This is a genomic window from Mycobacteroides saopaulense (genome assembly GCF_001456355.1).
GTDB classification, from domain to species: Bacteria; Actinomycetota; Actinomycetes; order Mycobacteriales; family Mycobacteriaceae; genus Mycobacterium; species Mycobacterium saopaulense.
The window spans coordinates 2626852-2652543 of sequence record NZ_CP010271.1; the positions used below are offsets into that span (position 1 = coordinate 2626852).

Annotated in this window: 22 protein-coding genes; 8 read left to right on the forward strand and 14 right to left on the reverse strand. The window is 66.3% G+C overall.

Features of this window, described 5'->3' with window-relative positions:
* Window positions 1-89: 89 nt before the first annotated feature.
* On the reverse strand, window positions 90-3395 hold the full coding sequence (locus MYCSP_RS13055) for a transglutaminase family protein (protein WP_088413920.1): 3306 nt from the start codon (window positions 3393-3395) through the stop codon (window positions 90-92).
* Window positions 3396-3571: 176 nt separating this feature from the next.
* Complete coding sequence (locus MYCSP_RS13060) at window positions 3572-4018, reverse strand: nitroreductase family deazaflavin-dependent oxidoreductase (protein WP_088415608.1); 447 nt, start codon at window positions 4016-4018, stop codon at window positions 3572-3574.
* A 57-nt stretch (window positions 4019-4075) separates the two neighbouring features.
* Between MYCSP_RS13060 and MYCSP_RS13065 the strand changes: the two genes are divergently transcribed.
* From MYCSP_RS13065 to MYCSP_RS13075, 3 genes are read left to right on the forward strand one after another with little or no spacing between them, the layout of a single operon-like run.
* A complete protein-coding gene (locus tag MYCSP_RS13065; RefSeq protein WP_070910406.1) occupies window positions 4076-5065 on the forward strand; it encodes a permease in 990 nt (329 codons plus the stop codon).
* Window positions 5062-5784: a TIGR03943 family putative permease subunit gene (locus MYCSP_RS13070; RefSeq protein WP_070910407.1), complete on the forward strand. Its 723-nt coding sequence runs from the start codon at window positions 5062-5064 to the stop codon at window positions 5782-5784. The genes MYCSP_RS13065 and MYCSP_RS13070 overlap by 4 nt, the downstream gene beginning before the upstream one ends.
* 11 nt (window positions 5785-5795) lie before the next feature.
* Window positions 5796-6467, forward strand: a complete 672-nt coding sequence (locus MYCSP_RS13075) for a haloacid dehalogenase type II (RefSeq protein ID WP_070910408.1) — start codon at window positions 5796-5798, stop codon at window positions 6465-6467.
* A 13-nt stretch (window positions 6468-6480) separates the two neighbouring features.
* Here MYCSP_RS13075 and MYCSP_RS13080 read toward each other — a convergent pair whose 3' ends face one another.
* The 3 genes from MYCSP_RS13080 to MYCSP_RS13090 all read right to left on the reverse strand — a co-directional run bounded on the left by MYCSP_RS13080 (window position 6481) and on the right by MYCSP_RS13090 (window position 10747).
* Entirely contained in the window at window positions 6481-7389 is a 909-nt protein-coding gene (locus MYCSP_RS13080; protein ID WP_088413921.1) for a DUF389 domain-containing protein, read from the reverse strand.
* A gap of 5 nt (window positions 7390-7394) precedes the next feature.
* Window positions 7395-9188 carry an aspartate--tRNA ligase gene (aspS, locus tag MYCSP_RS13085; protein WP_083017035.1) on the reverse strand — a complete coding sequence of 598 codons (1794 nt, stop codon included), beginning with the start codon at window positions 9186-9188 and terminating at the stop codon, window positions 7395-7397.
* Between the two features lie 77 nt (window positions 9189-9265).
* Window positions 9266-10747 carry a carboxylesterase/lipase family protein gene (locus MYCSP_RS13090; protein WP_235629475.1) on the reverse strand — a complete coding sequence of 494 codons (1482 nt, stop codon included), beginning with the start codon at window positions 10745-10747 and terminating at the stop codon, window positions 9266-9268.
* A 181-nt stretch (window positions 10748-10928) separates the two neighbouring features.
* Here MYCSP_RS13090 and ypfJ point away from each other — a divergent pair, with 181 nt between their 5' ends.
* Window positions 10929-11819 carry a KPN_02809 family neutral zinc metallopeptidase gene (gene ypfJ, locus MYCSP_RS13095; RefSeq protein ID WP_070910411.1) on the forward strand — a complete coding sequence of 297 codons (891 nt, stop codon included), beginning with the start codon at window positions 10929-10931 and terminating at the stop codon, window positions 11817-11819.
* A 26-nt stretch (window positions 11820-11845) separates the two neighbouring features.
* On the opposite strand, the gene MYCSP_RS13100 is transcribed toward ypfJ, so the two are convergent.
* Window positions 11846-12853, reverse strand: a complete 1008-nt coding sequence (locus MYCSP_RS13100) for an Rv2578c family radical SAM protein (RefSeq protein WP_070910412.1) — start codon at window positions 12851-12853, stop codon at window positions 11846-11848.
* Window positions 12854-12930: 77 nt separating this feature from the next.
* Here MYCSP_RS13100 and MYCSP_RS13105 point away from each other — a divergent pair, with 77 nt between their 5' ends.
* Together MYCSP_RS13105 and MYCSP_RS13110 are read left to right on the forward strand one after the other, a co-directional pair.
* Window positions 12931-13362: a VOC family protein gene (locus tag MYCSP_RS13105; protein WP_070910413.1), complete on the forward strand. Its 432-nt coding sequence runs from the start codon at window positions 12931-12933 to the stop codon at window positions 13360-13362.
* Between the two features lie 41 nt (window positions 13363-13403).
* Complete coding sequence (locus tag MYCSP_RS13110) at window positions 13404-13754, forward strand: gamma-glutamylcyclotransferase family protein (RefSeq protein WP_070910414.1); 351 nt, start codon at window positions 13404-13406, stop codon at window positions 13752-13754.
* 4 nt (window positions 13755-13758) lie between these two features.
* Here MYCSP_RS13110 and MYCSP_RS13115 read toward each other — a convergent pair whose 3' ends face one another.
* From MYCSP_RS13115 to MYCSP_RS13125, 3 genes are read right to left on the reverse strand one after another with little or no spacing between them, the layout of a single operon-like run.
* Window positions 13759-14181, reverse strand: coding sequence for a hypothetical protein (locus MYCSP_RS13115; RefSeq protein WP_070910749.1), 423 nt, complete (start codon window positions 14179-14181; stop codon window positions 13759-13761).
* Window positions 14182-14186: 5 nt separating this feature from the next.
* Window positions 14187-15461: a histidine--tRNA ligase gene (hisS, locus tag MYCSP_RS13120; protein WP_083017025.1), complete on the reverse strand. Its 1275-nt coding sequence runs from the start codon at window positions 15459-15461 to the stop codon at window positions 14187-14189.
* A complete protein-coding gene (locus MYCSP_RS13125; protein WP_070910416.1) occupies window positions 15458-16129 on the reverse strand; it encodes an MBL fold metallo-hydrolase in 672 nt (223 codons plus the stop codon). Before MYCSP_RS13125 ends, hisS begins: the two co-directional genes overlap by 4 nt.
* Window positions 16130-16275: 146 nt before the next feature.
* Between MYCSP_RS13125 and MYCSP_RS13130 the strand changes: the two genes are divergently transcribed.
* Together MYCSP_RS13130 and blaMAB are read left to right on the forward strand one after the other, a co-directional pair.
* Window positions 16276-17199, forward strand: coding sequence for a peptidylprolyl isomerase (locus tag MYCSP_RS13130; protein WP_083017022.1), 924 nt, complete (start codon window positions 16276-16278; stop codon window positions 17197-17199).
* 1 nt (window position 17200) lies between these two features.
* A complete protein-coding gene (gene blaMAB, locus MYCSP_RS13135) occupies window positions 17201-18070 on the forward strand; it encodes an MAB family class A beta-lactamase (RefSeq protein WP_083017019.1) in 870 nt (289 codons plus the stop codon).
* On the opposite strand, the gene MYCSP_RS13140 is transcribed toward blaMAB, so the two are convergent.
* The 5 genes from MYCSP_RS13140 to secD form a co-directional block, all read right to left on the reverse strand.
* The gene (locus tag MYCSP_RS13140; RefSeq protein WP_322788585.1) at window positions 18067-20376 is read right to left on the reverse strand and encodes a RelA/SpoT family protein; all 2310 of its coding nucleotides are present in this window, start codon (window positions 20374-20376) and stop codon (window positions 18067-18069) included. The two genes, blaMAB and MYCSP_RS13140, sit on opposite strands and share 4 nt — an antisense overlap.
* Before the next feature lie 87 nt (window positions 20377-20463).
* Window positions 20464-21021: an adenine phosphoribosyltransferase gene (locus MYCSP_RS13145; RefSeq protein ID WP_070910420.1), complete on the reverse strand. Its 558-nt coding sequence runs from the start codon at window positions 21019-21021 to the stop codon at window positions 20464-20466.
* Window positions 20988-22664 carry an ABC transporter substrate-binding protein gene (locus MYCSP_RS13150; RefSeq protein WP_088413922.1) on the reverse strand — a complete coding sequence of 559 codons (1677 nt, stop codon included), beginning with the start codon at window positions 22662-22664 and terminating at the stop codon, window positions 20988-20990. The genes MYCSP_RS13145 and MYCSP_RS13150 overlap by 34 nt, the downstream gene beginning before the upstream one ends.
* Window positions 22664-23887 (reverse strand): protein translocase subunit SecF, encoded by a 1224-nt coding sequence (gene secF / locus MYCSP_RS13155; RefSeq protein WP_070910750.1) that lies wholly within the window; start codon window positions 23885-23887, stop codon window positions 22664-22666. The genes MYCSP_RS13150 and secF overlap by 1 nt, the downstream gene beginning before the upstream one ends.
* 17 nt (window positions 23888-23904) lie before the next feature.
* On the reverse strand, window positions 23905-25662 hold the full coding sequence (secD, locus tag MYCSP_RS13160; RefSeq protein ID WP_083017015.1) for a protein translocase subunit SecD: 1758 nt from the start codon (window positions 25660-25662) through the stop codon (window positions 23905-23907).
* Window positions 25663-25692: the final 30 nt, after the last annotated feature.

Here is a 25692-nt window from a genome sequence, read left to right on the forward strand (position 1 = left end):
CAAGCCGAATCCGGATCCGACGGGAGCCCCCGAAGCAGGTGCTGCCACCGGCCGTACCTTCCTTCCCGTTTCCGCTGTTTTGCCTGGTCCTACCTGCGTCCCACTGTTCTCGCCCGGCGCAGATCCAAGATGCCGGGCGCCACCGCATCAGTGGACATGCGCGCTTGTTTCTCGCGCAAGTCTGACAAATCGACGCGCCCGGTGGTGTAACCGGTGGCATCGAAACGCCGACCACGGCGTGCCTCGGCGGCCACGGCATTGACCGGAGGGTCGTCGTAGGACCGGCCTCCCGGGTGCGATACGTGGTACGTACAGCCGCCCCGGGACAATGCGTTGGCGGTGTCGATGAGCTCGAAGCGCAGCGGGTCGTCGACCGTGATGCTCGGGTGCAACGCGCTGGGCGGCTGCCACGCGCGATAACGGACTCCGGCCACCTGCACATCCGGATTGTCCGTGGAGAGCAGTGGGATGGGCTCGCCGTTGCACGTGACGACGTACCGCGAGCGATCCGCTCCGATCACGCGCACCTGCACGCGTTCGATCGAGGAATCCACATACCGCGCGGTACCTCCTGCGGTGGCCTCCTCCCCCAGCACCCGCCACGGTTCGATGGCACCGCGCAGTTCGATCTCGATGCCGTCGAATACCGCTGTTCCGATCCGCGGGAATCGGAACTCGGTGAATGGATCGAGCCAACTGGTCTCAAAGGCGATGCCGTGCGCACGCAGGTCCGCGGCGACCTGTGCGATGTCGTGAATAATGAAGTGCGGCAACAAGTAACGGCCATGCAGGTTGGCGCCGTGACGGATGAGCGGTGCACGCAGGGGTTGTTCCCAGAATCGGGCGACCATCGAGCGCACCAGCAGCGACTGGACCATCGCCATCTGAAAGTGCGGGGGCATCTCGAATCCGCGCAGCTCCAGCAGACCCAGACGCCCCCGGGCGCTGTCGGGGCTGTACAGCTTGTCGATGCAGAACTCGGCGCGATGCGTGTTGCCGGTGATGTCGGTCAGCAGGTGGCGTAGCGCGCGATCGATATGCCAGGGAGCCTCCGAATCGGCGAGCCGCTCGATCTCGGCGAAGGCTATTTCCAACTCGTACAACGCCTCTTCGCGCCCTTCGTCGACGCGCGGAGCCTGCGAGGTGGTGCCGACGAACCGCCCCGAAAACAGGTAGGACAACGCCGGGTGATGCTGCCAGTAGGTCAGGAGCGACACCAGCAGATCGGGCCGGCGCAACAGCGGCGACGTCGCCGGCGTGCGGCCACCCAGCGTGATGTGGTTGCCACCGCCGGTGCCGGTGTGGGTGCCGTCCACATCAAACGATTCCGTGGTCAGCCGCGCCTTGCGCGCTTCCTCGTACAGCACCTGCAGCTGCCGGGACTGCTCGGCGAAACTGCCGGTCGGAGTCACGTTGACCTCGATCACCCCGGGGTCGGGGGTGACACTCATGACCTCCAGACGCGGATCCGGCGGCGGGCCATACCCCTCGATCACCAATGGGCAGGTGACCGCCGCCTCCACGCGCGCAATGAGGTCCACGAAATCGTCGACGCTCTCCAGGGGCGGCAGAAACAGATACAGCAGATCGTCGCGGATCTCCGCGACGAGAGCGGTGGGAGGCACCCCTTCGGCGGGCACGACGACGGCGGCCGTCTCCGAGCGCTGAGCCTTCAGTTCCACGGCGGCGCTCAGCGGATCGGTCTCGGACCGGTGCGGCGTCGGCTGCCAGGACACGGAATCCAGCGGGAGCCGCAGACCCGCCGGAGAGTCGCCTCCGGTTAGCACTATCCGGCCGCGGCGTAGTCGCCAGTCCGCACTTTCCCAGCCGTGGCCGTCCTCGCTGCGATGCAAGGGCAGCACATGAGCCGCCGGACGAGTCACCGGATCATCCAGCCGTGCCAGCAGTTCTGACCGCCGATTCGCCGAATCCTCCTCTGGTGCAAGGTCATCGGTAGGCTCCACCGGATCGCCCGCGGGACGCCGAACCGACGCGGCCAGCCGGCCCAACGGGTCCTCGTACGCCGCACGCACCTGACTGTCGGGCAACCCGAGATCGCCTGCGAGGGCCAGCAACAACGCACGATCGGCACCCTCGGGCGTAGACCATTGACGGTCTTCGTCCCACGGGTCCGCCAGCAGCTCGGGGTCCGACCACAACGGCCGGCCGTCACGTCGCCAGCACAGAGCGATCTGCCACCGCGGCAGAGGTTCACCGGGGTACCACTTGCCCTGACTGCGCTGTACCAAACCTGTTGGCGCCCACGCCGCCTTAAGGCGAGCGGCAAGGTCGCTGGCACGCACCCGCTTCTGGTCACCGTCGGCTGCGGTGGTCCATTCCTCGGCGGTCTGGTCGTCGACCGACACGAAGGTCGGCTCGCCGCCCATCGTCAATCCGACGCCGGCCGAATCGAGCCGCGCGTCGATCTGCGCGCCCAGAGCCGTGACGGCCTCCCACGCCGACGCGGTGTACGGCAGCGTGACTCGTGGATCTTCGTGGACCCGGGTGACGGTGTTGGAGAAGTCCAGCGTCGATTCGCACATGTCGGTGGCGCCGGTTATCGCCGCGGATGTCGACGGATGTGGCGTCGCGGAGAGCGGGATGTGGCCCTCGCCCGCGAGCAGTCCCGAGGTGGGATCCAGGCCTACCCATCCGGCCCCCGGGACGTACACCTCGGCCCAGGCGTGCAGATCGGTGAAGTCGGCGACCGGCCCTGACGGGCCGTCGATCGCAATGATGTCCGAGGTCAATTGCACCAGGTATCCGGACACGAAGCGGGCGGCAAGCCCCTTCTGTCGCAGGATCGACACCAACAGCCAAGCGGTGTCCCGACAGGAGCCGATGCCCACCGCCAGCGTGGTGTCCGGGGTCTGCACACCGGGTTCCAACCGCACCGCGTAGCCGACATCCGAGCACAACGCCTGGTTCAGGGTGACCAGGTAGTCGATGATGCGTGTGGTCGGCGGCATCGTGAAGTTCGCCACCCAGGCGCGGACCAGTTCACCGGGCCCCGAACCGGGTACGGATTCATCCACCGGCTTGAGGTAGGGCTCCAGATCGGCCGCCAACGCCGGCGGATAGGCAAATCCGATGTGTTCGGCCCACTCCTCGATGAAGAAGTCGAAGGGATTGACCGATTTCAGATCCGCGATGAGGCCGACGGTGATCGACAGTTGCCGTGTACGGTTCGGAAACACCACGCGGGCAAGGAAATTGCCGAATGCGTCCTGCTGCCAGTTGATGAAGTGATCGTCGGGAGCGATGCGCAGTGAGTAGGCCTCGATGGGAGTTCGGGTGTGCGGCGCAGGGCGCAGTCGAATCTCGTGCGGATGCACCTGCACGAGTCTGTCGAATGCGTAGCTGGTTCGGTGCTCCAGCGCCACCTTGATGCCCATCGGCTGATCCCACCATAACCTGGCGCTACCCGCATGGCCTGCGATTCAGAGCACAAGGAACCGGCGGCCTTCCGGGCCGACGTGCCGGTCGTCGCATGTAGCTCGAGCGTGCGAATACGGTCGAAAATGGGCCGGGAGACGACACTATTCGCACACTCGGCTCGCGAGTTCTTCGGCTAGGCCCGGCGCAGCTCGAAGATTGGGATGGGCCGGTCGGTCTTCTCCTGGTAGTCGGCGAACACGGGAACTCGCTGCACCACCTTGGGATACAGCGCGTCACGCTCAGCACGGGAGAGCTGATGGGCAACGACGTCATATCCGTCGGTTCCGATGTCGATATGCGCATGTGGATTCGCGCGCAGGTTGTGCACCCATGCGGGATCCTTGTCGGCGCCGCCGAATGAGCCGACGATGTAGATCTTGTCGTCGATGTCGAAGTAGGCCAGCGGATTCAGGCGCTTCTTTCCGCTCTTGGCGCCGGTGTTCGTCAACAGCAGGATCGGCACGCCGGCGAATTGCCCGCCGACCTCGCCGCCGTTCGCGTGGAACTCCCGGGCTATCCCGTCGTTGAATTCGTTGATCACCGAGGTGGGTTGCTCGTTGAAGGGTGTGTCATCACTCACCTCACCAGAGTGCCACCGTTGCGCCGCGTTCTCAGGTTCCACTGTCAGGATGACTGGGTGACGGTGGCGGCCTCTGCAGATCGACGGTGGTTCGGTTCGACCGAGATCCTGGTGGTGGCGCTCATCGCGATGGCCGTGGCCGCGGGGTGGTTACGCGAGGTCGTCGACGGCAACGAGAAGCTGGCGACCGCGGGCACGGTGTTCTGCGGGGTGTTCGTCCAGGCGGTCCCGTTCCTTGCACTCGGGGTGATCGTGAGTGGGCTCGTCGCGACATTCGTCACGCCGGAACGTCTGGCGCGCTGGCTGCCGAACCGGTCGGTTGCCGCGGTAGCGGTGGCGGGCGTGAGCGGCGCGGCATTGCCCGGCTGCGAATGCGGGTCCGTTCCGGTGGCGCGCCGGCTGTACGGGCCGGGATCCGTTGGCGCCGCCGCGCTCACCTTCATGTTGTCCGCCCCGGCGATCAATCCGGTGGTGTTGGTGGCCACCGCCGTCGCCTTCCCCGGCCAGCCGAAGATGGTGCTGGCACGCGCGGTGGCGTCCCTGCTCACCGCGATGGTGATGGGCATGGTCTGGTCACGGTGGGGCCGCGACAGCTGGGTCACCCGCAGGCTGCCCGCCGCGCACGCCGGATCCTCTTCGCGCTGGACGACATTCACCGAGGCCGCGCGGCACGACTTCCTGCAGGCTGCGTCGTACTTGGCCATCGGGGCGGTCGCCGCGGCGGCCTTGCATGTGCTGGTACCGGCCTGGGTGTTCGAGCATCTGGCCGGCAACCTGCTGGTCGGGGTGGTGACCATGGCGCTGCTGGCCGTGGTGCTGGCGCTGTGTTCGGAGGCCGATGCGTTTGTCGCCGCGAGCATCACAATGATGCCGCTGATTCCCAGGCTGGTGTTCCTGGTGGTGGGTCCGGCGGTCGACGTGAAGCTCATCGCGATGCAGTCGGGGATGTTCGGGCGGGCATTCGCGGCCCGCTTCGCGCCCGTGACGTTCGTGGTGGCCACGCTCGTGGCGACCGGTGTCGGTGTGGCAGTGCTGGGGATCTCATGAGACGCGATACCGAGAACACCCTGCTGATCCTGTTGGGTGTCAGCGTCGCGATGATCGCCGTGACTGGCACCTTCACCCGCTACGTCAAACCCGGGCTGCTGCCGTGGCTCGCCGCGTCGGCGGTCATCGTCATCGGACTGGGTCTGGCCGCGATCGTGCGCGATGTGCGCCGTGGCCGCACCGATCACGATCACGACCACGAGGGCCACGGCGATCACACGCACAAACACGGCGCCACATGGTTTTTGGTGCTGCCGATCGTCCTGCTGATCTTCATCGTGCCCCCGGCGCTGAGCGCACGTTCCATCGCGCCCGCCAACATCACGGCCTCGTCCAATACGCCCCGCCGGGCCTTCCCCCCGCTGCCGCCAGGCGATGCGCCGGCGGTACCGCTGCCGGAGGTCCTGATGCGCATCGCCGCCGGTTCCTCGGACACTTTGGTGGGACGCACGATCACCGTCACCGGTTTCACCTTCAAGGAGGGCGCGCGCACCGACCTGGCCAAGATCGTCATCGTCTGTTGCGCCGCGGATGCGCAGCTGGCGCGGCTGCAGATGTCCGGGCCGGCGGCCGCATCGGCGTCGGCGCTTCCGGAGAACACCTGGGTGTCGGTGACCGGGACCGTCCCGGACGGGCAGAGCTATCGCGGCCCCTCGTCGATTCCCGTGATCGAGGTCAAGGGCGTCACCCGCACCGATCCGCCCAAGAGCACCTACTGACGGGAGTCGCGTTGCGGTACAAGGCCTACCTGTTCGATGTGCAGGGCACGCTGCTGGACTTCTTCGAGCCCGTCTCGCACGCGGTCGCCGAGTACGCCCCCGGCATTGACGCCGCCGCTTTCACCCGCGCATGGCGCGCGGACTACTTCGACCGGGTGGCCAACCTGAGGCAGTCCGCGGAGGACTGGACCCGGGTTCAGGACCTGTACGCGCACGGTTTCGCGGATATCTGCGCGACGTTCGGGCTGCCGCGCCCGGACGCTGCGACGGCCGCGGTCGTCGCAGCCGGCTGGCAGCGGCTGGTTCCCTGGCACGACGTGCCCGGCGGCCTGGTGCGGCTGCGCGCGCATGCCCTCGTCGCGACGTTGTCCAACACCGACATGGCCACGATGGTGAATCTGTTCAAACACCTGGGCATTTCATGGGACGCGGTGCTCACCGCCGAGGTGTTCGGACGATTCAAACCAGACCCGGTGACCTACCGGCGTGCACTTCGCTATCTCGGTGTGGAGCCGGGCGAAGCGGCGATGGTGGCCGCGCATCCGTACGACCTGCATGCCGCCCGAGAGATCGGGATGGGAACTGTGTTCGTCTCGCGGCCATACGAATACGGCGATCCCGTGTTGGCTCACGCCGACGAGGGATTCGACCAGCAGGTCGCCGACATCAACGACATCGCCTGAGGCGGTCTCGGATCTAGCGCAGTCCCCGGGGTCGCACCAGTAGTACCAGCACCCCGGCCAGCACGATGCCGAACAGGTTGACCGCCAACTGCAGCGTGGATTGGCCGGCTATTTCCCATTCCCCCACCGTCGCCGCCACCACCGCGAATCCGGCGGCCGGCACGGTGGTGACCGAGATGAACACACCCACCAGCGCCGCCGATTTCGCCGACATCAGCGAGAGCATGCCGGCCGCACCCGCCAACAGCGCGACCACCAGCGAGAACGGCCCCACCTGGAATATGAAGTCGACCTGCTGCAGCTCGCGCACGCTCTTGAGCGTGACCCATCCCGCGGCCTCGGCGGCCAATGCTCCGACTCCGGTCACGGCCATCGCCACCGGAAAACCCACCACCAAGGCGAGCAGCGATCGGCGGGCCAGCGACCATTTGCGCCGCACGATCGAAACCGCAAGTGCGGCAAGTGGGCCGAACTCGGGTCCCACCACCATGGCACCCACGATGGTGACCGGCGAATCGGTGACCACACCGACCGCGGCGATCAGGCAGGCCAGGCACAGGAAGGCCAGAAAGGTCAGGTTGAGGGTCGACTCCTCGCGGGTGCGGCCGATCAGCTCATCCCAGACGACGGCGTCGGCGGGGTCGCCCTCGGCATCGTCCTCGGCATCATAGGCGGTCTGCGAAATCACGGTGTCGAGCACCTCGGCGGTGATCGATCCCCGCTTGTCGATGTCGATCGACTTGAGACCGTCGAGCACGTCGTTGGCGGTCTCGCGGGCCACGTCGGCCGTGATCACATCACCCTCGGGCGCGATCGCCGCCTTGGGCACACGCACAATATGAGCGACTCCCATTGTGGTGGAAAGGAATTCCACCACCTGGTCGGACAGGTCGGCGGGTGCGATCACCCGAACGTGCAGCACGTGCGCTACGCGTTCGCCGGCTTACCCGGCGTGTCGGCCTTCTCGGGCTTCGCGTCGATCCCGGACTCCTTGCGCTGCGCCGGGGTGATCGGCGCCGGGGCGTCGGTCAACGGATCGACACCACCGCCGGACTTCGGGAAGGCGATGACCTCGCGGATCGAGGAGGTGCCCGACAGCAACGCGGTCACCCGGTCCCAACCGAACGCGATGCCGCCGTGCGGAGGAGCGCCGAAGGCGAAGGCATCCAACAGGAATCCGAACTTCTCCTGGGCATCCTCGTTGCTGATGCCCATCACCTGGAAGACCCGTTCCTGGATATCGCGGCGGTGAATACGGATCGAGCCGCCGCCGATCTCGTGTCCGTTGCACACGATGTCATAGGCATAAGCCAGCGCCGACCCCGGCTCGGTGTCGAAGGTGTTCTCCGACTCCGGCTTCGGCGAGGTGAAGGCGTGGTGCACCGCGGTCCACGCGCCAGAACCGACGGCCACATCGCCCGCGGCGGTTGCGTCATCGGCGGGCTCGAACAGTGGGGCGTCCACCACCCAGGTGAAGGCCCAGGCGTTCGGGTCGATCAACCCGAGACGCTGCGCCACCTCGCCGCGTACCGAGCCCAACAACGCGCGCGATGACTTGGCCGCACCCGCGGAGAAGAAGATGCAGTCTCCCGGCTTGGCGCCGACGTGGGCGGCCAGCCCGTCGCGTTCCGCGTCGGACAGGTTCTTGGCGACCGGCCCGCCCAGGGTGCCGTCCTCGCCCACCAGGACGTAGGCCAGGCCCTTGTGTCCGCGCTGCTTGGCGAACTCCTGCCAGCCGTCCAGGGTGCGGCGCGGCTGGTCGGCACCGCCGGGCATGACCACCGCGCCCACATACGGCGCCTGGAACACCCGGAACGTGGTTTCGGAGAAGTAGTCGGTGCACTCCACCAACTCCAACCCGAACCGCAGGTCCGGCTTGTCGCTGCCGTACCGGCGCATCGCTTCGGCATAGGTGATGCGGGCGATGGGCGTGGGCACGCGGTAGCCGATGAGGTCCCACAGTGCGACGAGGATCTCCTCGGCAAGCGAGATGACATCGTCCTGATCCACGAAGCTCATCTCGATATCGAGCTGGGTGAACTCGGGCTGCCGGTCCGCGCGGAAGTCCTCGTCCCGGTAGCAGCGTGCGATCTGGTAGTACCGCTCCATGCCTGCGACCATGAGCAGCTGCTTGAACAGCTGCGGGCTCTGCGGCAACGCGTAGAAGCTCCCCGGCTGCAGACGGGCGGGAACCAGGAAGTCGCGGGCGCCCTCCGGTGTCGAGCGCGTCAGCGTAGGGGTTTCCACCTCGATGAAATCGTGGCGGGACAGCACGGCGCGTGCAGCGGCGTTCGCCTTGGAGCGCAACCGGATCGCGTTGCCCGGCCCCTCGCGGCGCAGATCCAGGTAGCGGTACTTCAGGCGTGCTTCCTCGCCCGCGGTCTCGTCGAGCTGAAACGGCAGCGGCGCGCTCTCGTTCAGCACGATCAGTTCGGCGGCGTTGACCTCGATCTGCCCGGTGGGGATCTCGGCGTTGGCGTTGCCGTCGGGCCGGACCTCCACGACACCGGTCACCTCGACGCAGAACTCGGCACGCAGCCGATGGGCCTGCTCGAGCACCGCGTCATCGCGGAACACGACCTGGGACACACCGGAGGCGTCGCGCAGATCGATGAAGATGACGCCGCCGTGATCGCGCCGTCGGGCCACCCAGCCGGCAAGCGTCACCCGCTGTCCGGCGTCCGACTCCCGCAACGTACCCGCGTCGTGAGTGCGCAGCACAAAAGATCCCTTCGAAAAGACGGTGTTAAGACGTTTGAGCCTAGCGGGCCGTCGTACCGGCTCTGCCGGGTGCGGCCTCAGTGCACCTGGGCCCAGGCAATACGACGTACCGAGTCCGGATCCTCGATGGTGACGTCGGAGCGGGATCGGATGATCCGGGTCCGACGACCATCTGCCCCATAGGTAGGCCAATCCTGCGGCCCGTGCCCCGTGGCGAAATCCAGCCAGGCGCGCTGCATGCGGCGGCCGACCGACGGCATCATCCGTGCCCCCAGGGGGCTCAGCAGCATCCCGACAAACGACCCGTAGCTGTGCTGCACGTGCACGATCTCGCTGCCATGGGTGGCGCCCAGGCCGAGGAGCTTGAGGCCCCATGCGGTGTGGTCGAAGCGGTACATATAGGTGTCGACGAAGGCACTGTAGGCGTCGGCGAAGGCCCACATGGGGGCGGCGAACATGGCGTCGGAGCCCACCGAGACCAGCGCCGCACGACTCGGGTACCCCGGGTAGGCCGCGATGATCGCGTCCTGGTACTCGGGGCCTATCCGGTTGAAATACCCGTTGATGGTCGGCTCGGTGGTGGGCAGCATGGGCGGTTTCACCCGGGCGAACATCGACGCCTCATGGCTGTTGGAGCCGATGATGAGCGGCACCTGATGCACCTCGCCGCGCCGCGCCGCCTCGATGGGGTGATGCGGCAGCAGCTCGGTGCCGTGCGCCAGGCCATAGCCGAGGACCGGTGTCTCGGTCGCGCTCTCGATCTGCAGCTTGGCAGCGCCGCGGCGCAGTTCGCGCTGCGGCAGGACCTTGAGCCTGCTGGGGTCGGTGACGTCGAGCAGCTCCAGGTATCGGTGCGCGCGACGGTCTCGCAGCGCCTTGTCCGCAATCAGCGGCAAGGCCGGGCTCTGCGCGATGGCCCGACCGAACAGACCCTCGGCGGCCGGGCTGGCCAACAGCGCCAACACCGAGGTCGCCCCGGCCGACTCGCCGAAGATCGTCACGCTGTCGGGGTCGCCACCGAACGCCGCGATGTTGTCGCGCACCCACCTCAGCGCCGCGATCTGATCACGCAATGCCAGGTTGTCGTCGAAACCTTGCCCCAGCGCGCTGAGCTCCAGTCCGCCCAGGGCGCCGATCCGGTAGGTGACGTTCACGACGACGACGTTGCCGTTGGCGGCCAGTCGAGCCCCGCTGTACAGCTCCAACTGCCCGGCACCGAAGACGAATGCGCCGCCGGGGATCCACACCATCACGGGCAGGCTGGCATGCACATCCGGCGACCACACCGTGACGGTCAAGCACTCTTCGCCGCGAACCTTGGGGTCGTCGCGTCCGGCGCCCACGAACGATTTTCCTTGCGGGGGCAACGGAGCATGTTCGATGGCATCGCGCACGCCGTCCCAGGGCTCCAGCGGCACGGGAGCCAGGAATCTGAGCTGTTCGACGGGTTGCCGCGCATACGGCACCCCACGCCAGACCGAAACACCGCCTTCGGTGGCTCCGCGCAGATCCCCCAACGGCGTGCGGACGATGGTCGGCAGGGCGACGTCAACGGCCACGTACCGCATCGTAGTGCGGTCGGGTGCGACGCACGCGGCGGCGCCGCCGGAAAGTAGCCCTGAGTCTTCCCGGGGTACATGAATTCTTCGCCATGTAGCGGTACGTGCGTCTGAGGAGTATGCAAAGGTATCGGCAGCCGACAGCGCGGTGGCACGGACACAAACTTGGGAGTGGCAACCAATGACCTTCAACGAAGGCATGCAGATCGACACCAGCACCACCTCGGGCGGCGGCATGGGCCGCGGCCCCAAGATGGCGATCGGCGGTGGCGTCGGCGGGTTGCTGATCGCGGTGGTGGTCATGCTGCTCGGCGGTGACCCCAGCCAGGTTCTGCAACAACAACAGAGCCAGCAGCAGTCGGGCCCGGCGCAGGAGCAGACGCAAGACTTCAGCCACTGCAAAACCGGTGCCGACGCCAACAAATCGTTGGACTGCCGCATCATCGCGACGGGGAACTCGGTGGATGCGGTCTGGACACAAATCCTCGGACCGAAGTACCCGCGGCCGGGCGTGAAACTGTTCAGCGGCCAGGTGAACACCGGATGCGGCGCAGCCTCCACGGAGGTCGGCCCCTTCTACTGCCCCGCCGATCGGACCGCGTACTTCGACACCAGCTTCTTCCAGGTGCTGGTCGACCAATTCGGATCCAGCGGTGGCCCGCTGGCGCAGGAGTATGTGGTGGCCCACGAGTTCGGCCATCACGTCCAGAACCTATTCGGCGTGCTGGGCAAGAATCACCGTTGCGCCGAGGGGCAGGCCGGCGGCGGTGTGTGCACCGAGCTGCAGGCCGACTGCTACGCAGGCGTGTGGGCAAAGCACGCATCGACCACCGTTCAGGAAGGTACCGGCGTTCCGTTCCTGAAGCCGTTGACGGAACAGGACATTCGGGACGCGTTGTCGGCCGCATCCTCGGTGGGTGACGACCGGATCCAGAAGCGGGCCACCGGACGCGTCAATCCCGAGGCCTGGTCGCACGGTTCATCCGAGCAGCGTCAGCGCTGGTTCACCCAGGGATACGACACCGGCGATTTCCGCACCTGCGACACCTTCAACGCGGACAACCTGAACTAGATCTCGGCGGGCCGTCGAAGCCACAGTCAGAACAGCGTTGGCTCCGGCGCGGGCGCCAACTTCGTTGGTCTCGTTGGGATTTCTTCGCGATGCGAGGACAGGCCGTACTTGCCCACCAGCGGCCCCACCCGCTCACGCAACCAGGCCCGGTACTCCGCGGGAACGTACGCGCCCTTGCGATACAGCGCCCGGTAGCGGCCCACCAGCTCGGGATGCGATTGCGATACCCACGACATGAACCAGCCCCGTGTGGTTCCGCGCAAATGCAGAGGAAAGACCGTGACACCGGCCGCACCGGCGTCCGCGATACGGCCCAACAGATCGTCGAGATGCTCCACCGTGTCGGTCAGGAACGGAAGCACCGGTGCCACCATCACATGCGGTGCAAACCCGGCCTCGCGTGCCGCAGTGATCAACGACAGCCTCGCCTGCGGCGTCGGTACCCCCGGCTCGATTTCGCGGTGCAACGTCTCGTCGCCGATCGCCAGCGATATCCCCAGACTCACCGAAACCTGCCGGGACGCCTCGGCAAGCAGCGGCAGATCACGGCGCAGCAGGGTTCCTTTGGTGAGAATCGACATCGACGTGCCCGAATCAGCCAGCGCCGCAATGACGCCCGGCATGAGCTGATAGCGCCCCTCCGCCCGTTGATAGGGATCGGTGTTGGTCCCGAGGGCGACGGTCTCACGGCTCCACGATGTGCGCCCCAGCTCTTTCCTGAGCACCGGAACCAGGTTCGTCTTCACCACGATCTGGTTGTCGAAATCGGCACCGCTGTCGAACTCCAGGTACTCGTGGGTCGGACGCGCGAAGCAATAGCGGCAGGCATGCGCGCAGCCGCGAAACGCGTTGACAGTGAATCGAAACGGCAACATGGACACGGCCGGGACCTTGTTGAGCGCGGACTTGCACAGCACCTCGTGAAAGGTGATGCCCTCGAACTCCGGCGTGCGCACGCTGCGCACCAGACCGATCCGCTCCAAACCCGGGAGCGCACCGTCGTCAGCATCCAGCGTCTGACCGTCCCATCGCATACCCTTATGCGAACATATGTTCGATGCGCGTGTCAATCCCCCTCTCCGTGTCAGAATGCGAATCTAGTCTTGGTGCCATGAAGCAGCAGTTGCACTTTGTCACCATTGCCGCAACGGATCTGGACGCCACCCGACATTTCTACGGTGCGCTGGGCTGGACCCCGCTACTCGATGTCGAGGGTGAAATCATCTTCTATCAGGCCGCACCCGGGCAGCTGCTGGGCTTCTTCCTGGCGGACAAATTCAACGAGGATCTCGCCGCGCCCGGCGACCATTCGCGTGTCTCCGGAATCACCTTGGCGCACAACGTCGATTCCTCCGAAGAGGTGACCGAACTGTCCGGCGCCATGCAGTCCGCGGGCGGCACGGTCCTCAAGCCGCCACAGCCCGGTCAATTCGGCGGGGTGTTCCACGCCCACATCCAGGACCCCAACGGACTGATCTGGGAAGTCGCCCACAACCCCGGCTGGCGCATCGGCCCCGACGGTGCCGTGCAGCTCGGCAACTGACACCGCATGCGTCAAACACGGCGGCCTGGTTGACTTGTCGCGTGACGGATACCGCGACAGAGCTCCTGTTCTCCTACGGAACCCTGCAACAGGCAGAAGTACAGCGCACCACGTTCGGTGAGGAACTCAACGGGCATGCCGATGCCATCGTGGGATTCGACCTGGACTACGTGACCATCACCGACCCGCATGTCATCGCGGCCAGCGGCAGCGATCGCCACCCCATCCTGCGTCCGTCGGCCGACTCGGCCGCCGAGGTCCCCGGCACGGTCTTCTCGATCACCGCCGAACAGCTGGCCGCCGCCGACGAGTATGAAGTCGACGACTATCGACGTATTTCCGTACCGCTGCGTTCGGGTGCGACGGCGTGGGTGTACGTGTTCGCGGGCTAAGCGGCTACCACTTGCGCAGCGAGCAGGTGACGGCGGTCTCTCCGTCGGCCTGGGTGGCCAGGGCGCCGTCCACGTACACCTCGCAGTGGAAGACGGGGGCACCGGTGACGGCCTTGGCCGCGGCGCTGGCGCTCACATATGCCCACTGAGTCGGGTCGTTCAGGGTGGTCTCGACGACGAACGGAGCATCGGGCGCGATGCGGGTCGAGTTGCGCACCAAGTACTTGCTCGATTCCGAGTCGTACGCGGCCTGGCTCGGCGGCTCGGTCTGCAGCACGAGCGTCTGCGAAAGGAAGTCACGGTCGGAGCTGATCACGTACTTCACCTGGTGCGGCGCCGCCTGCGCCATCGGGGCGATAGCCACCGACGACAGCGTCAGGGTTGCGGTACTGGCCGTCGCGAGCAGAGCTGCGGTGATACGTCCCATACGTGTCATATCCGCGATGCTAGCCGCGCCGTTACTTCGTCGACAATCGAACCGATCGACACGGGCTGCTGCACGCCGTCCGCGAGCGTCTTGAGCTCGATGTTTCCCTCACCGATTTCCCGGTCACCGGCGACGAGCGCGATGGAGGCACCGGAGCGGTCCGCTCCGCGCATCGCCCCCTTGAGACCACGGTCTCCGTAGGCGATATCGGTGCGAATCCCGGCGTCCCGCAACTGGGCCGCCACCTTCACGAGCACCGACTTGGCGTCCTGTCCCAGCGGCACGCAGAACACCTCGCATCGCCCGCTGTCCCCCACTGTGACGCCCTCGGCCCGCAGCGCCAGCAGGGTTCTGTCCACCCCGAGCCCAAAGCCGATACCGGACAACGACTGTCCCCCGAGCTGCGCCATCAGGCCGTCGTAGCGTCCGCCGCCGCCGATCCCGGACTGCGCGCCGAGCCCGTCATGCACGAATTCGAATGTGGTCTTGGTGTAGTAGTCCAAGCCGCGCACCAACCGTGGATTCACCACGTACTGCACGCCCAGGGCGTCCAGATGGCCGAGGACCTGGTCGAAATGCGCCTTGGCCTCCTCGGAGAGATGCTCGAGCATCAGCGGCGCATCGGCTGTCATCTCGCGCACCTCGGGCCGCTTGTCGTCGAGCACGCGAATCGGGTTGATACGGGCCCGTTCCCGCGTCGCCTCGTCTAGGTCCAGGCCGAAGAGGAATTCCTGCAACAACTCTCGATACTGCGGTCGGCAGGAGGCATCGCCCAGCGAGCTGATCTCCAGGCGGAAGCCGGTCAACCCCAGCGACCGGTACCCGGCGTCGGCGATCGCGATCACCTCGGCGTCCAACGCCGGGTCGTCGACACCGATCGCTTCCACACCCACCTGCTGCAACTGGCGATAGCGGCCGGCCTGCGGACGCTCGTACCGGAAAAAGGGCCCGGCGTAACGAAGTTTCACCGGGAGCTGGCCCCGGTCCAGGCCGTGTTCGATGACCGCACGCATCACCGAGGCTGTGCCCTCGGGGCGCAGCGTCACCGACCGGTCGCCACGGTCGGCGAAGGTGTACATCTCCTTGCTGACCACATCGGTGGACTCGCCCACACCACGGGCGAACAGCCCGGTGTCCTCGAAGACGGGCAGCTCGATGTAGCCGTACCCGGCCAGTCGCGCCTGCTCCAGCAGCCCGTCACGGACGGCTAGGAACTGCGCGGAATCCGGTGGCGTGTAATCCGGAATACCCTTGGGGGCGCTAAAAGTCTTCTCGCTCACTGGACTTCCTCGAGGAACGGGTTGGCGCGTCGCTCGTCACCAATGCTGGTGGCGTTGCCATGTCCCGGCAGCACCACGGTCGAGTCATCGCGGGTGAGCAGTTTGGCCGCGATCGAATCGAGCAGCTGCTGGTGGTTTCCACCGGGCAGATCGGTGCGCCCGATAGACATCTGGAACAGGGTGTCACCGCTGAACACCACGTCGACGGGCCCGCTGTCGCTATCGACCTCGATGCCGAACACAACCGAGCCCCGGGTGTGCCCCGGCGTGTGATCGACGGTCAGCGTGATCCCGGCCAATTCCAGCTTGTCGCCGTCGCCGATCTCGACGAGCTCCTTGGGCTCGGCGAACTCCTGGCCCTGGATGAATTGCCCCAGCCCCGGACCGATCCCGGCGAGCGGGTCGGCGAGCATCACGCGGTCGTCGGCGTGGATGTAGACCGGGATTCCATATTCATCGGCAAGAGGCTGCGCCGTCCAGGTGTGATCCAGGTGCCCGTGCGTCAGCAACACCGCTTCCGGGGTGAGATCACGCTCGGCCAGAATCTCCTTGACGCCGGGTATGGCGTCCTGCCCGGGGTCGATGATGACGGCGGGGCCGCCCTCGTGTGGCGCCACGATGTAGCAGTTCGTGGCGAACATGCCCGCGGGAAAACCGGTGATCAGCACCCGACCAGCTTAGGCGGCTGCGATGAGCCGCTTGCGCGAAGAGCATCTTGAGGGCGTTGCACCTTCTCTCAGGTGTGGCTGGCACACTCTCTGGCGACCTAGATTCTTCGATGATTCCTCAACGGACGCCCTAGAAGGAGAGCACGGTGCCGACCAACGAGCAGCGACGTCAGACCGCCAAGCGCAAGCTTGAGCGACAGCTGGAGAACCGTGCCGAGCGCGCCCGTAAGCAGCGGATCTGGGCGATCAGCGGTGTCGCCGTGGTCGCGGTGGTCGTCGCGGTAGCCATCACCGCGTGGTTGGCCATCAGCAAGAGCGACAAGACCGACACGGCGCTGGACACCAACTCCACGACGCCGGTCTCCACCGTCGACGCACCGCCCACCTCCTCCTTGCCGACCCCCGACGAACCACCCGTCACCGGTCCGGCCCTGCCCAAGTTCGTGCCGTCCGCGGAGGTGGGCGCCAATTGCCAGTACCGGCCGGCGGACAAGCCAGCCAAGACCATCGACAAGCAGATGCCGCGCAGCGGAAAGGTCCCGACCGATCCGGCAACGCTCACCGCCAGCATGAAGACCAGCCAGGGCAACATCGGCCTGGTCCTGGACAACGCCAAGGCGCCGTGCACGGTGAACAGCTTCGCCAGCCTGGCTCAGGGTGGATATTTCGACAACACCATCTGCCACCGGATGACCAGTGGCGGCCTGTCGGTGCTGCAGTGCGGTGACCCCACGGGCACCGGTTCGGGTGGCCCCGGGTACGAGTTCGACAACGAGTACCCGACCACCCAGTACAAGGCCGATGATCCGGCGGCACAGCAGGCCGTCGTCTACCCCGCTGGGACGTTGGCGATGGCCAATGCCGGCCCCGGCACCAACGGCAGCCAGTTCTTCATGGTCTACAAGGATTCGAAGCTGCCGCCGCAGTACACGGTGTTCGGCACGATCGACAAGACCGGCATGGACACCTTGGCCAAGATCGCCAAGAACGGCATCAAGCCCGGTGCCCGTGGCGCGGGCGACGGCGCTCCGGCCCAGGAAGTCAAGATCATCGATCTGCAGCTCGACTGACATGATTTCTCGTCGCGCGCTTCTCGTCGGTGGCCTCGCAACGGTGGGGGTGGTGGCGGTCGGTTGTTCGCGAAGCGACGACCGCCAGCCCGCGCCGAACGAATTCGCCGCACTGGAAAAGAATTTCGGCGGCCGCATCGGCGTGTACGCGTTGGACACCGGTTCGGGTCGCACGGTCGGCCATCGAGCCGATGAACGCTTCCTCATGTGCTCGACGGTGAAGACCTTCATCGTGTCGGCCATCCTGCACCGTCGCCGCAGTGTTCCTAGCCTGCTGGACAAGCGGATTCAGTACACACAGGCCGATCTTCTGGAATGGGCGCCGATCACGTCGCAGCACGTCGCCGAGGGCATGAGCGTCTCGCAGCTGTGCGATGCCACCATCCGGTACAGCGACAACACCGGCGCGAATCTGCTGATCGCCGAACTCGGCGGCCCCAAGGAGACCGAGAAGTTCGTTCGCGGCCTGGGCGACAACGTCTCTCGCATGGATCGCACCGAGGATCAGCTGAACATCCCCGACGGCGACCTGGACACCTCGACCCCGCAGCAACTGGTGACCAACCTGCGCAGACTGGTGCTCGACGAGGGGCTGGATGCCCAGGGACGCGATCTGCTCACCGACTGGTTGAAGCGGAACACCACCGGCGATCAGTCGATCCGGGCAGGGGTTCCGTCCGGCTGGACGGTCGGCGACAAGACCGGCAGCGGATTCAAGGGCGAAACCAATGACATCGCGGTGATCTGGCCGCCGGGCCGGGCACCCATTGTCGTCGCGGTGCTCACCGTCCCCGAGGACCCGAAGTCCACTCAGGGCAAGCCCACGATTGCCGCGGCCACCCGAATCGCGTTGCAGGCCTTCGGGATCTAAGCGGCCGAGGTGACCCGGTAAACGTCGTATACGCCTTCGACGTTGCGTACCACATTGAGCACGTGTCCCAGGTGCTTGGGATCACCCATCTCAAAGGTGAACCTGCTGATGGCAACTCGATCGTTCGAGGTGGTCACCGAGGCCGACAGGATGTTCACTCGCTCGTCGGCCAGCGCCCTGGTCACATCGGAAAGCAGCCGGTGCCGGTCCAGCGCCTCGACCTGGATGGCCACCAAGAAGACCGAAGACGCCGAGGGCGCCCAGTGCACCTCGATGATCCGTTCCGACTGCTGCTGTAGGGATTCGGCGTTGGTGCAGTCGGTGCGGTGCACGCTGACTCCCCCGCCGCGGGTGACGAAACCCAGGATCTGATCCCCCGGCACCGGCGTGCAGCACTTGGCGAGCTTGGTCAGCACGCCCGGCGCCCCTGGCACCGCCACCCCGACATCATCGGAGCGCCGCTGCCGGATCGGCATGGTCGACGGGGTAGACCGTTCGGCCAGTTCCTCCTCGGCACTGTCCACACCGCCGAGCTGCGCGACGAGGCGCTGCACCACGTGCCGGGCCGAGACGTGCCCCTCGCCCACCGCCGTGTAGAGCTGCGAGGTGTCCTGGTAACGCAGCTCACGGGCCAGCGAGGCCATGCCTTCGCCATTGACCAAGCGCTGCAAGGGAAGACCACCACGGCGCACTTCGCGCGCGATGGCGTCCTTACCGGCTTCGAGTGCCTCCTCGCGACGCTCCTTGGCGAACCACTGCCGGATCTTGGCCTTCGCGCGGGGCGAGACCACGAAGGTCTGCCAGTCGCGTGAGGGTCCGGCGTTGGCGGCCTTCGAGGTGAAAACCTCTACCACTTCCCCGTTTTCGAGCTTGCGCTCCAGTGCCACCAAGCGGCCGTTGACACGCGCGCCGATGCAGCGGTGGCCCACCTCGGTGTGCACCGCATAGGCGAAATCCACAGGGGTCGATCCGGCGGGCAACGTGATCACATCGCCCTTGGGAGTGAAGACGAAGATCTCCTGGACCGCCAAGTCATAGCGCAACGACTCCAGGAACTCGCCCGGGTCGGCGGCCTCACGCTGCCAGTCGAGCAGCTGGCGCATCCACGCCATGTCGTCGATCTCGGCGGCCGCGTGGGTAGGAGGAACGCCGTTGCGGCCCTTGGCTTCCTTGTACCGCCAGTGCGCGGCGATGCCGTACTCGGCGGTGCGGTGCATGTCGCGGGTACGAATCTGCACCTCCAGCGGCTTGCCCTCGGGGCCGACCACCGTGGTGTGCAAAGACTGGTAGACGCCGAAACGTGGTTGAGCGATGTAGTCCTTGAATCGGCCGGCCATCGGCTGCCACAGGGAGTGCACCACGCCCACCGCGGCGTAACAGTCGCGAATCTCGTCGCACAGAATCCGCACACCCACCAGATCGTGGATGTCGTCGAAGTCGCGGCCCTTGACGATCATCTTCTGGTAGATGGACCAGTAATGCTTGGGGCGCCCCTCGACGGTGGCGCTGATGCGCGAACCGTTCAGGGTGGCAACGATTTCCGCACGGACCTTGGCCAGATAGGTATCGCGTGAGGGCGCCCGGTCGGCGACCAGTCGCACGATCTCCTCGTACTTCTTGGGGTGCAAGATTGCGAAGGACAGGTCTTCGAGCTCCCACTTGACGGTCGCCATACCCAGCCGGTGTGCCAGCGGCGCAATCACTTCGAGTGTCTCGCGGGCCTTGCGCGCTTGTTTCTCCGGCGGCAGGAACCGCATGGTGCGCATGTTGTGCAGCCGATCGGCCACCTTGATCACCAGCACACGGGGGTCGCGCGCCATGGCGATGATCATCTTGCGGATGGTTTCGCCTTCGGCCGCGTTGCCCAGCACCACCTTGTCGAGCTTGGTCACGCCGTCGACAAGATGGGCGACCTCGGTGCCGAATTCGGCGGTCAGCTGTTCGAGGCTGTAACCGGTGTCCTCCACGGTGTCGTGCAGGATCGCGGCGACCAGCGTGGTGGTATCCATGCCCAGCTCGGCCAAAATGTTCGCGACGGCCACCGGATGAGTGATGTAGGGATCGCCCGACTTGCGGAACTGTTCGGCGTGCCGGCTCTCCGCCACCTCGTAGGCACGCTGGAGCACCGACCGGTCTGCCTTGGGATAGAACTCGCGGTGGACGGCGATCAGCGGTTCCAGGACCGGGCTGACGGCACCGCGCTGAGCGGTCATCCGGCGTGCCAGCCGTGCCCGCACGCGACGCGATGCGCTCATGGTGCCGCCGCTGACCCGGAGTGACTCAGTTACCGGGCCGGGGTCGTTCACGACAGGCAGGGATTCGACCGCGACCTGGTTCTCGCTGGGCACGCGCTCGTCAGCCACGGTTCACCTCCTACCGCCATAGATTATCTCTCAGATGGTGCGCAGCGCAGTTAATGGCAGCGGCGCCACGGCCCGGCGGCCACCGAGATCGGCCAGTTCCAGCACCACACCTGCGCCGATCACCTCGGCTCCGGCGACGCTGAGCAGCCTGGCCGTTGCCGCCAGCGTTCCCCCGGTAGCCAGCACGTCGTCGACGATCGCCACCCGGCGGCCGGCGAGCTCCACTCCGTCGGCGGGGATCTCCAGCGCCGCGGTGCCGTATTCGAGCTGGTAGGTCTGCGAATGCACCGGTGGCGGCAACTTCCCGGCCTTGCGTACCGCCAACACGCCCACTCCGAGCCGGATCGCCACGGCGGCCCCCAGCAGGAAGCCGCGGGCGTCGATTCCGGCTATGAGCGTGGCACCGCGAGCGCCTTCGGCAAGCGCGTCGGTGACGCGCGACAAGCCGTCGGAGTCCGCGAACAGCGGTGTCAGATCCTTGAACTGCACCCCGGGCTCGGGAAAATCGGCGACCTCGCGGGTGAGCGACGCGACAAGCGCGGCCATCTGGTCCGTCACGCGGGCAGCACCCAACGATCCATGTTCCATCCGGCACCCCACCGAGTGACGCTCGGTGTGGCGGCGTACATCGACTTCGGCGCGATCAGCACGCGCGGCTGCCGGTAGAGCGGCAGCGTCGGCAGGTCGTTCCACAGGATCGCGGACGCATCGCCGAGCAGCCGGCTCTGGTCACGGGCATTGGTGGTCACCGCCAGCGCGGCGATGATGCCGTCGATCTGGCCGTTGGCGTAGTTCGCCGGGTTCTTGCCCTCCCGCGCGCGCAGGGCGTACGCGTCCATGAGCCACGAACCGGTCGATCCGCTGCCAGGAGCGCCACCGATGGAGCTGAGCAGCGCATCGATCTGATTGTCCCGCAATGAATCCGGTCCCGTCTCGGGCTTGCTGACGTCCTGCACAGTGATCCCGGCGGGCTCGCAGGCCTGCGCCATGGCGGAAACGATCGCCGCACGACGCGGATTGGGTGCCTGGTATCCCACCCGAACTGTCAGCGGCCGGTTCGCCGTGGCGGCACGGGCCGCGACGGGATCCGAACGCATGAATCGTCCCGCTTCGGCGGCGGCTTCCACCGAGGCGAACGAGTCGCCGATGCTGGTGTCCAGCCGCGCATTCATCACCGGCACACCGGCGATTCCCGCGATCGCATCGCGTGGGGTGCACAGGGCCACCGCACGGCGCAGATCCGGAGCGCCGACCGATCCTGCGGCGCCGAAGATGAGTTGTTCCACGCCCGAGCCGGGTTCTTCGGTGAGCGCGAAACCGTCGGGAGCGGTGAGCGTCCCGGCCGATCCGGCCGCGACGTCGACCACTTCCAGGTCCCCGTCGGAGAGGCGCTTTTGCACGTCGATGCCGCTGGGCCACACCGTGACCCGCTTGGTCACCGGCGGGTTGCCCCACCATTTGTCATTGGCGACGAGCACGACAGATCCGTCGTCGTTGTACCCGTCGAGCTTGTAGGGGCCCGACGATGGAAACTTCGACAGGTCCACATCGGACCCGAGGTTCCACTGGTTGTTCCAGAAATCGGCGATCTTCTGCAGTGTCGGCACATCGTTGGCGGCAATGGCGCCGGTCAAATCGATGTTCCCGCCGAGCTTGTCGGCCACCACGTGCCACGGCAACATCGTGGTGGCGGTGAACAACTGGGTCCAGTCCGTGAAGGCGCGATCGGGCGCGAAGGTGACCCGCGCCGTCTTCTGCCCCGGCTTGCAGTCGACCGTGGAGATGTCGGCGTATCCAGCCGTGCTGGCCGCGTCGAAATCAGGCAGCCTGCCCGACTGTGCAAACCACGCCAGCACCATGTCTTCACAGGTCACCGGCTTGCCGTCCGAGTAGACGGCCTTCTCGTTGATGGTGTAGTCCAGCACCAGCGGAATGCGGCCCACCACCTCGACGGTGCCGAAGTCGTGGTCGGCGATCACCTGGCCGTCGGGCCCGTGGAAGCCGAAACCGGTGAGCACACGATTGAATGCCTGCGCTCCGGCCGATGCGTTGCCCTCGACACTGTTGACGTTGTATGTCGCGAGACGACCGTCAACGGCATAGTCGAGCGTCTTGGCGGCAGAGGTCCAACACGAGGTCAATAACCCCGCCGCGAGCAGCACCGTGGTCACGATGGCGCCGATTCGCGCGTTTCGTCTTGCCCCGGTCCGTGCTGGACTCCATGAATCCATCAGTGCCGCCGCGCGTTTCGCTTACCTTGAGGGCGGGCACCGGGCCTCGGTTTGGCGGGCCGCACCCCGGTCGCCGCAGCATCGGATGAGGCCGCTTTGACGGTTTTGCTGCCCGTGTCTGCCAGGGGCGCGGCATCGGGCTTACGGCGGCTCAACACCTTCTTGGTGTGGCTCGAGACCAGTTCCGTACGCTCACGCAACGCCACCAGCAGCGGGGTCGCGAAGAAGATGGACGAGTAGGTACCCACCAGGATGCCGACGAGCTGAACCAGCGCAAGGTCTTTCAGTGTGCCGACGCCCAGCAGCCAAATGGCTACCACGATGAGCGAGAGCACCGGGATCACCGAGATGAGGCTGGTGTTGATCGACCGCATGAACGTCTGGTTCACGGCCAGGTTGGCATGCTCGGCGAAGGTCCGCCGTGACGTGTGCTGGAACCCGTGCGTGTTCTCCTCCACCTTGTCGAACACGATCACGGTGTCGTACAAGGAGAATCCGAGGATGGTCAGCAGGCCGATCACCGTCGCCGGGGTGACCTCGAAGCCCACCAGCGAGTACACACCCGCGGTGACCAACAGGTCGAACACCAGCGCGGCCAGCGCGGCGATCGCCATGTAGCGCTCGTAGCGGACCGCGATGTAGATGCCGGCCAGCACCAGGAACACGACGAGCGCGATGATCGCCTTGTTGGTGATCTGCCCGCCCCACGTCTCCGAGACGTCCGAGTCGCTGATGGAGTCGATGGACGGCTTACCGTCCGGCCCCTTGGGCGCGAACCTGTCGAACAACGCCTTGTGCAGCTTCGCCGACTCATCGTTGTCGAGCTTCTCGGTGCGGATCTGGATCGAGGCCGTGTCACCGGTTCCGGTGACGACGATCGATTCCGCGTCGTGGCCCAGGGTTTGGCTGAACACGTCCTCCGTCTGTTGGACGGTGGCGTCGCCCTTCGGGAACCACACCTTGGTGCCGCCCTCGAAGTCGATACCGAAGACAAATCCCTTGATGGCAATCGACAGGATCGCGATCACCATGAAGGCGCCGCTGATCCCGAACCAGAGCTTGCGCTTGCCGACGACGTCGACGGCACCGGTTCCGGTGTACAGGCGGTAGAAAAACCCGTGTTCCGGTACCGCGCTGGTGGTCTCGACCGCCGTGGAGGTGGGCTCCTTTGCGGAGGTCTCGGCGTCTGTGACGTCCTTGTCGGTTCCGTTGCCGTTGCTCACCGTGTCGTTACTGGTGCTCATGCGTGTGCTGCCGCCTTACGTTCACGGGCAATCTGCTGGACCGCGCCGAGCCCGTTGTACGCGGGCTTGGACAGGGTCGCGGACTTGGAGGACAGGTAGACGAGTGGCCACGTCACCAGGAAGACCACCACAACGTCGAGGATCGTGGTGAGTCCGAGGGTGAAGGCGAAGCCCTTCACCTGCCCGATGGCCAGGATGTAGAGGACCACGGCGGCCAGCAGGGTCACCGCGTTACCCGACAGGATCGTCTTGCGGGCGCGTGCCCAACCGCGCGGTACCGCCGAGCGATACGAACGGCCTTCGCGTATCTCGTCTTTGATGCGCTCGAAGAACACCACGAACGAGTCCGCAGTGGTACCGATACCGATGATCAGACCCGCGATACCCGCAAGATCCAGGGTGTAGGAGATGTATCTGCCCAACAACACCAGGATCGCGAAGACCATGGCGCCGGAGGCCACCAGGGACAGCGCGGTCAGCACGCCCAGTACCCGGTAATAGATCAGCGAGTACAGCAGCACGATCGCCAAGCCGATGGCGCCCGCGATCAGGCCGGCCCTCAGCGAGGTCAATCCGAGTGTGGCCGAGACGGTTTGCGCATCGGAAGACTCGAACGAGAGCGGCAACGAACCGTACTTGAGGGCCGCCGCGAGCTGCTTGGCCGAATCGGCGGTGAACTGCCCGCTGATCTCGGTCTTGCCGCCGGGGATGGGCTCGCGAATGGCCGGAGCGCTGATCACCTTGGAGTCCAGCGTGAACGCGGTCTGGGTGCCCTGCTGCCAGTGCGCCGAGGTGTAATCGGCCCAGACCTTGGCGCCGGTGGGCTTGAATTCCATGCTCACCACGTAGATACCGCGCTGCTGGTCCAGTCCCGAGCTGGCGTCCTTGATCTCCTCGCCGCTGATGATCGACTTGTCCAGTAGATAGGCGGCCTTGCCGCCCTGGCTGTCGTCACCGCAGGTGACCAGCGGCAGGTTCGGGTCGTCATTGCCCGCGAGCGGATCGTCGGAGTCGTAGCAGCGCGAGGCCTGAACCTGCAGCGCCAGCATCTGAATCCGCGGGTCCTCGCTCTGCCTGATCTGCTTCTCGAAGTCGATCAGCTGCTTGCGTTCCTCACCGCTGCCCGGCTTGGGCGGCAGATCGGTGGGAGGAGCCGGAGCCGTCGTGGCATTCGGCGTCGCCGGCTTGGTCGCCGGAGCAGGTGGCGGCGGCACAGGTGTGGTGGTTTGCGCGGGGTACGGCCGCGGCTGCGGCTTCGGGGACGGCGCGGCGGGCGCAGGCTTGCCCGCACCCGGCTCCGGCGGTGTCACCTCTTGCCCGCCCGCGGGCTGACCGCCCTGCGGCGCGCCGGGCTCCGGTGTTTCCTTGGGCTGCGCCGGTACGGCCTGCACAACGGGCCGAATGTAGAGCTTGGCGGTCTGGCCCAGGTTGCGGGCCTCACTGCCGTCGTTGCCGGGGACCGTGATGACGAGGTTGTCGCCGTCGATGATGACCTCGGATCCGGAGACACCGAGTCCGTTGACGCGCGCGTTGATGATCTGCTGCGCCTGCGTCAACGCTTCCTTGGTCGGCTTGGAACCGTCAGGGGTGCGCGCCGTCAGGGTGACGCGGGTTCCGCCCTGCAGGTCGATGCCGAGCTTGGGTTTGGGCTGCTTGTCGCCGGTCAGAAAAACCAGCAGGTAGGCGCCGATGAGCAGCACCAGGAAGGCAGCCAGGTAGCGCATGGGGTGCACAGGGGCCGATGGCGAGGCCACGTGTCCGGTCTCCTTGCTTGTCGAGGGCGG

Excerpts from the sequence above, each read along its gene's own strand:
- ypfJ (WP_070910411.1), top strand. The coding sequence starts at position 10,929 with ATGACCTTCAACGAAGGCATGCAGATCGACACCAGCACCACCTCGGGC.
- MYCSP_RS13145 (WP_070910420.1), bottom strand. The coding sequence starts at position 21,021 with ATGGAACATGGATCGTTGGGTGCTGCCCGCGTGACGGACCAGATGGCC.
- MYCSP_RS13115 (WP_070910749.1), bottom strand. The coding sequence starts at position 14,181 with ATGGGACGTATCACCGCAGCTCTGCTCGCGACGGCCAGTACCGCAACC.
- MYCSP_RS13150 (WP_088413922.1), bottom strand. The coding sequence starts at position 22,664 with ATGGATTCATGGAGTCCAGCACGGACCGGGGCAAGACGAAACGCGCGA.
- MYCSP_RS13100 (WP_070910412.1), bottom strand. The coding sequence starts at position 12,853 with ATGCGATGGGACGGTCAGACGCTGGATGCTGACGACGGTGCGCTCCCG.
- MYCSP_RS13070 (WP_070910407.1), top strand. The coding sequence starts at position 5,062 with ATGAGACGCGATACCGAGAACACCCTGCTGATCCTGTTGGGTGTCAGC.
- MYCSP_RS13055 (WP_088413920.1), bottom strand. The coding sequence starts at position 3,395 with ATGGGCATCAAGGTGGCGCTGGAGCACCGAACCAGCTACGCATTCGAC.
- blaMAB (WP_083017019.1), top strand. The coding sequence starts at position 17,201 with ATGATTTCTCGTCGCGCGCTTCTCGTCGGTGGCCTCGCAACGGTGGGG.
- MYCSP_RS13105 (WP_070910413.1), top strand. The coding sequence starts at position 12,931 with ATGAAGCAGCAGTTGCACTTTGTCACCATTGCCGCAACGGATCTGGAC.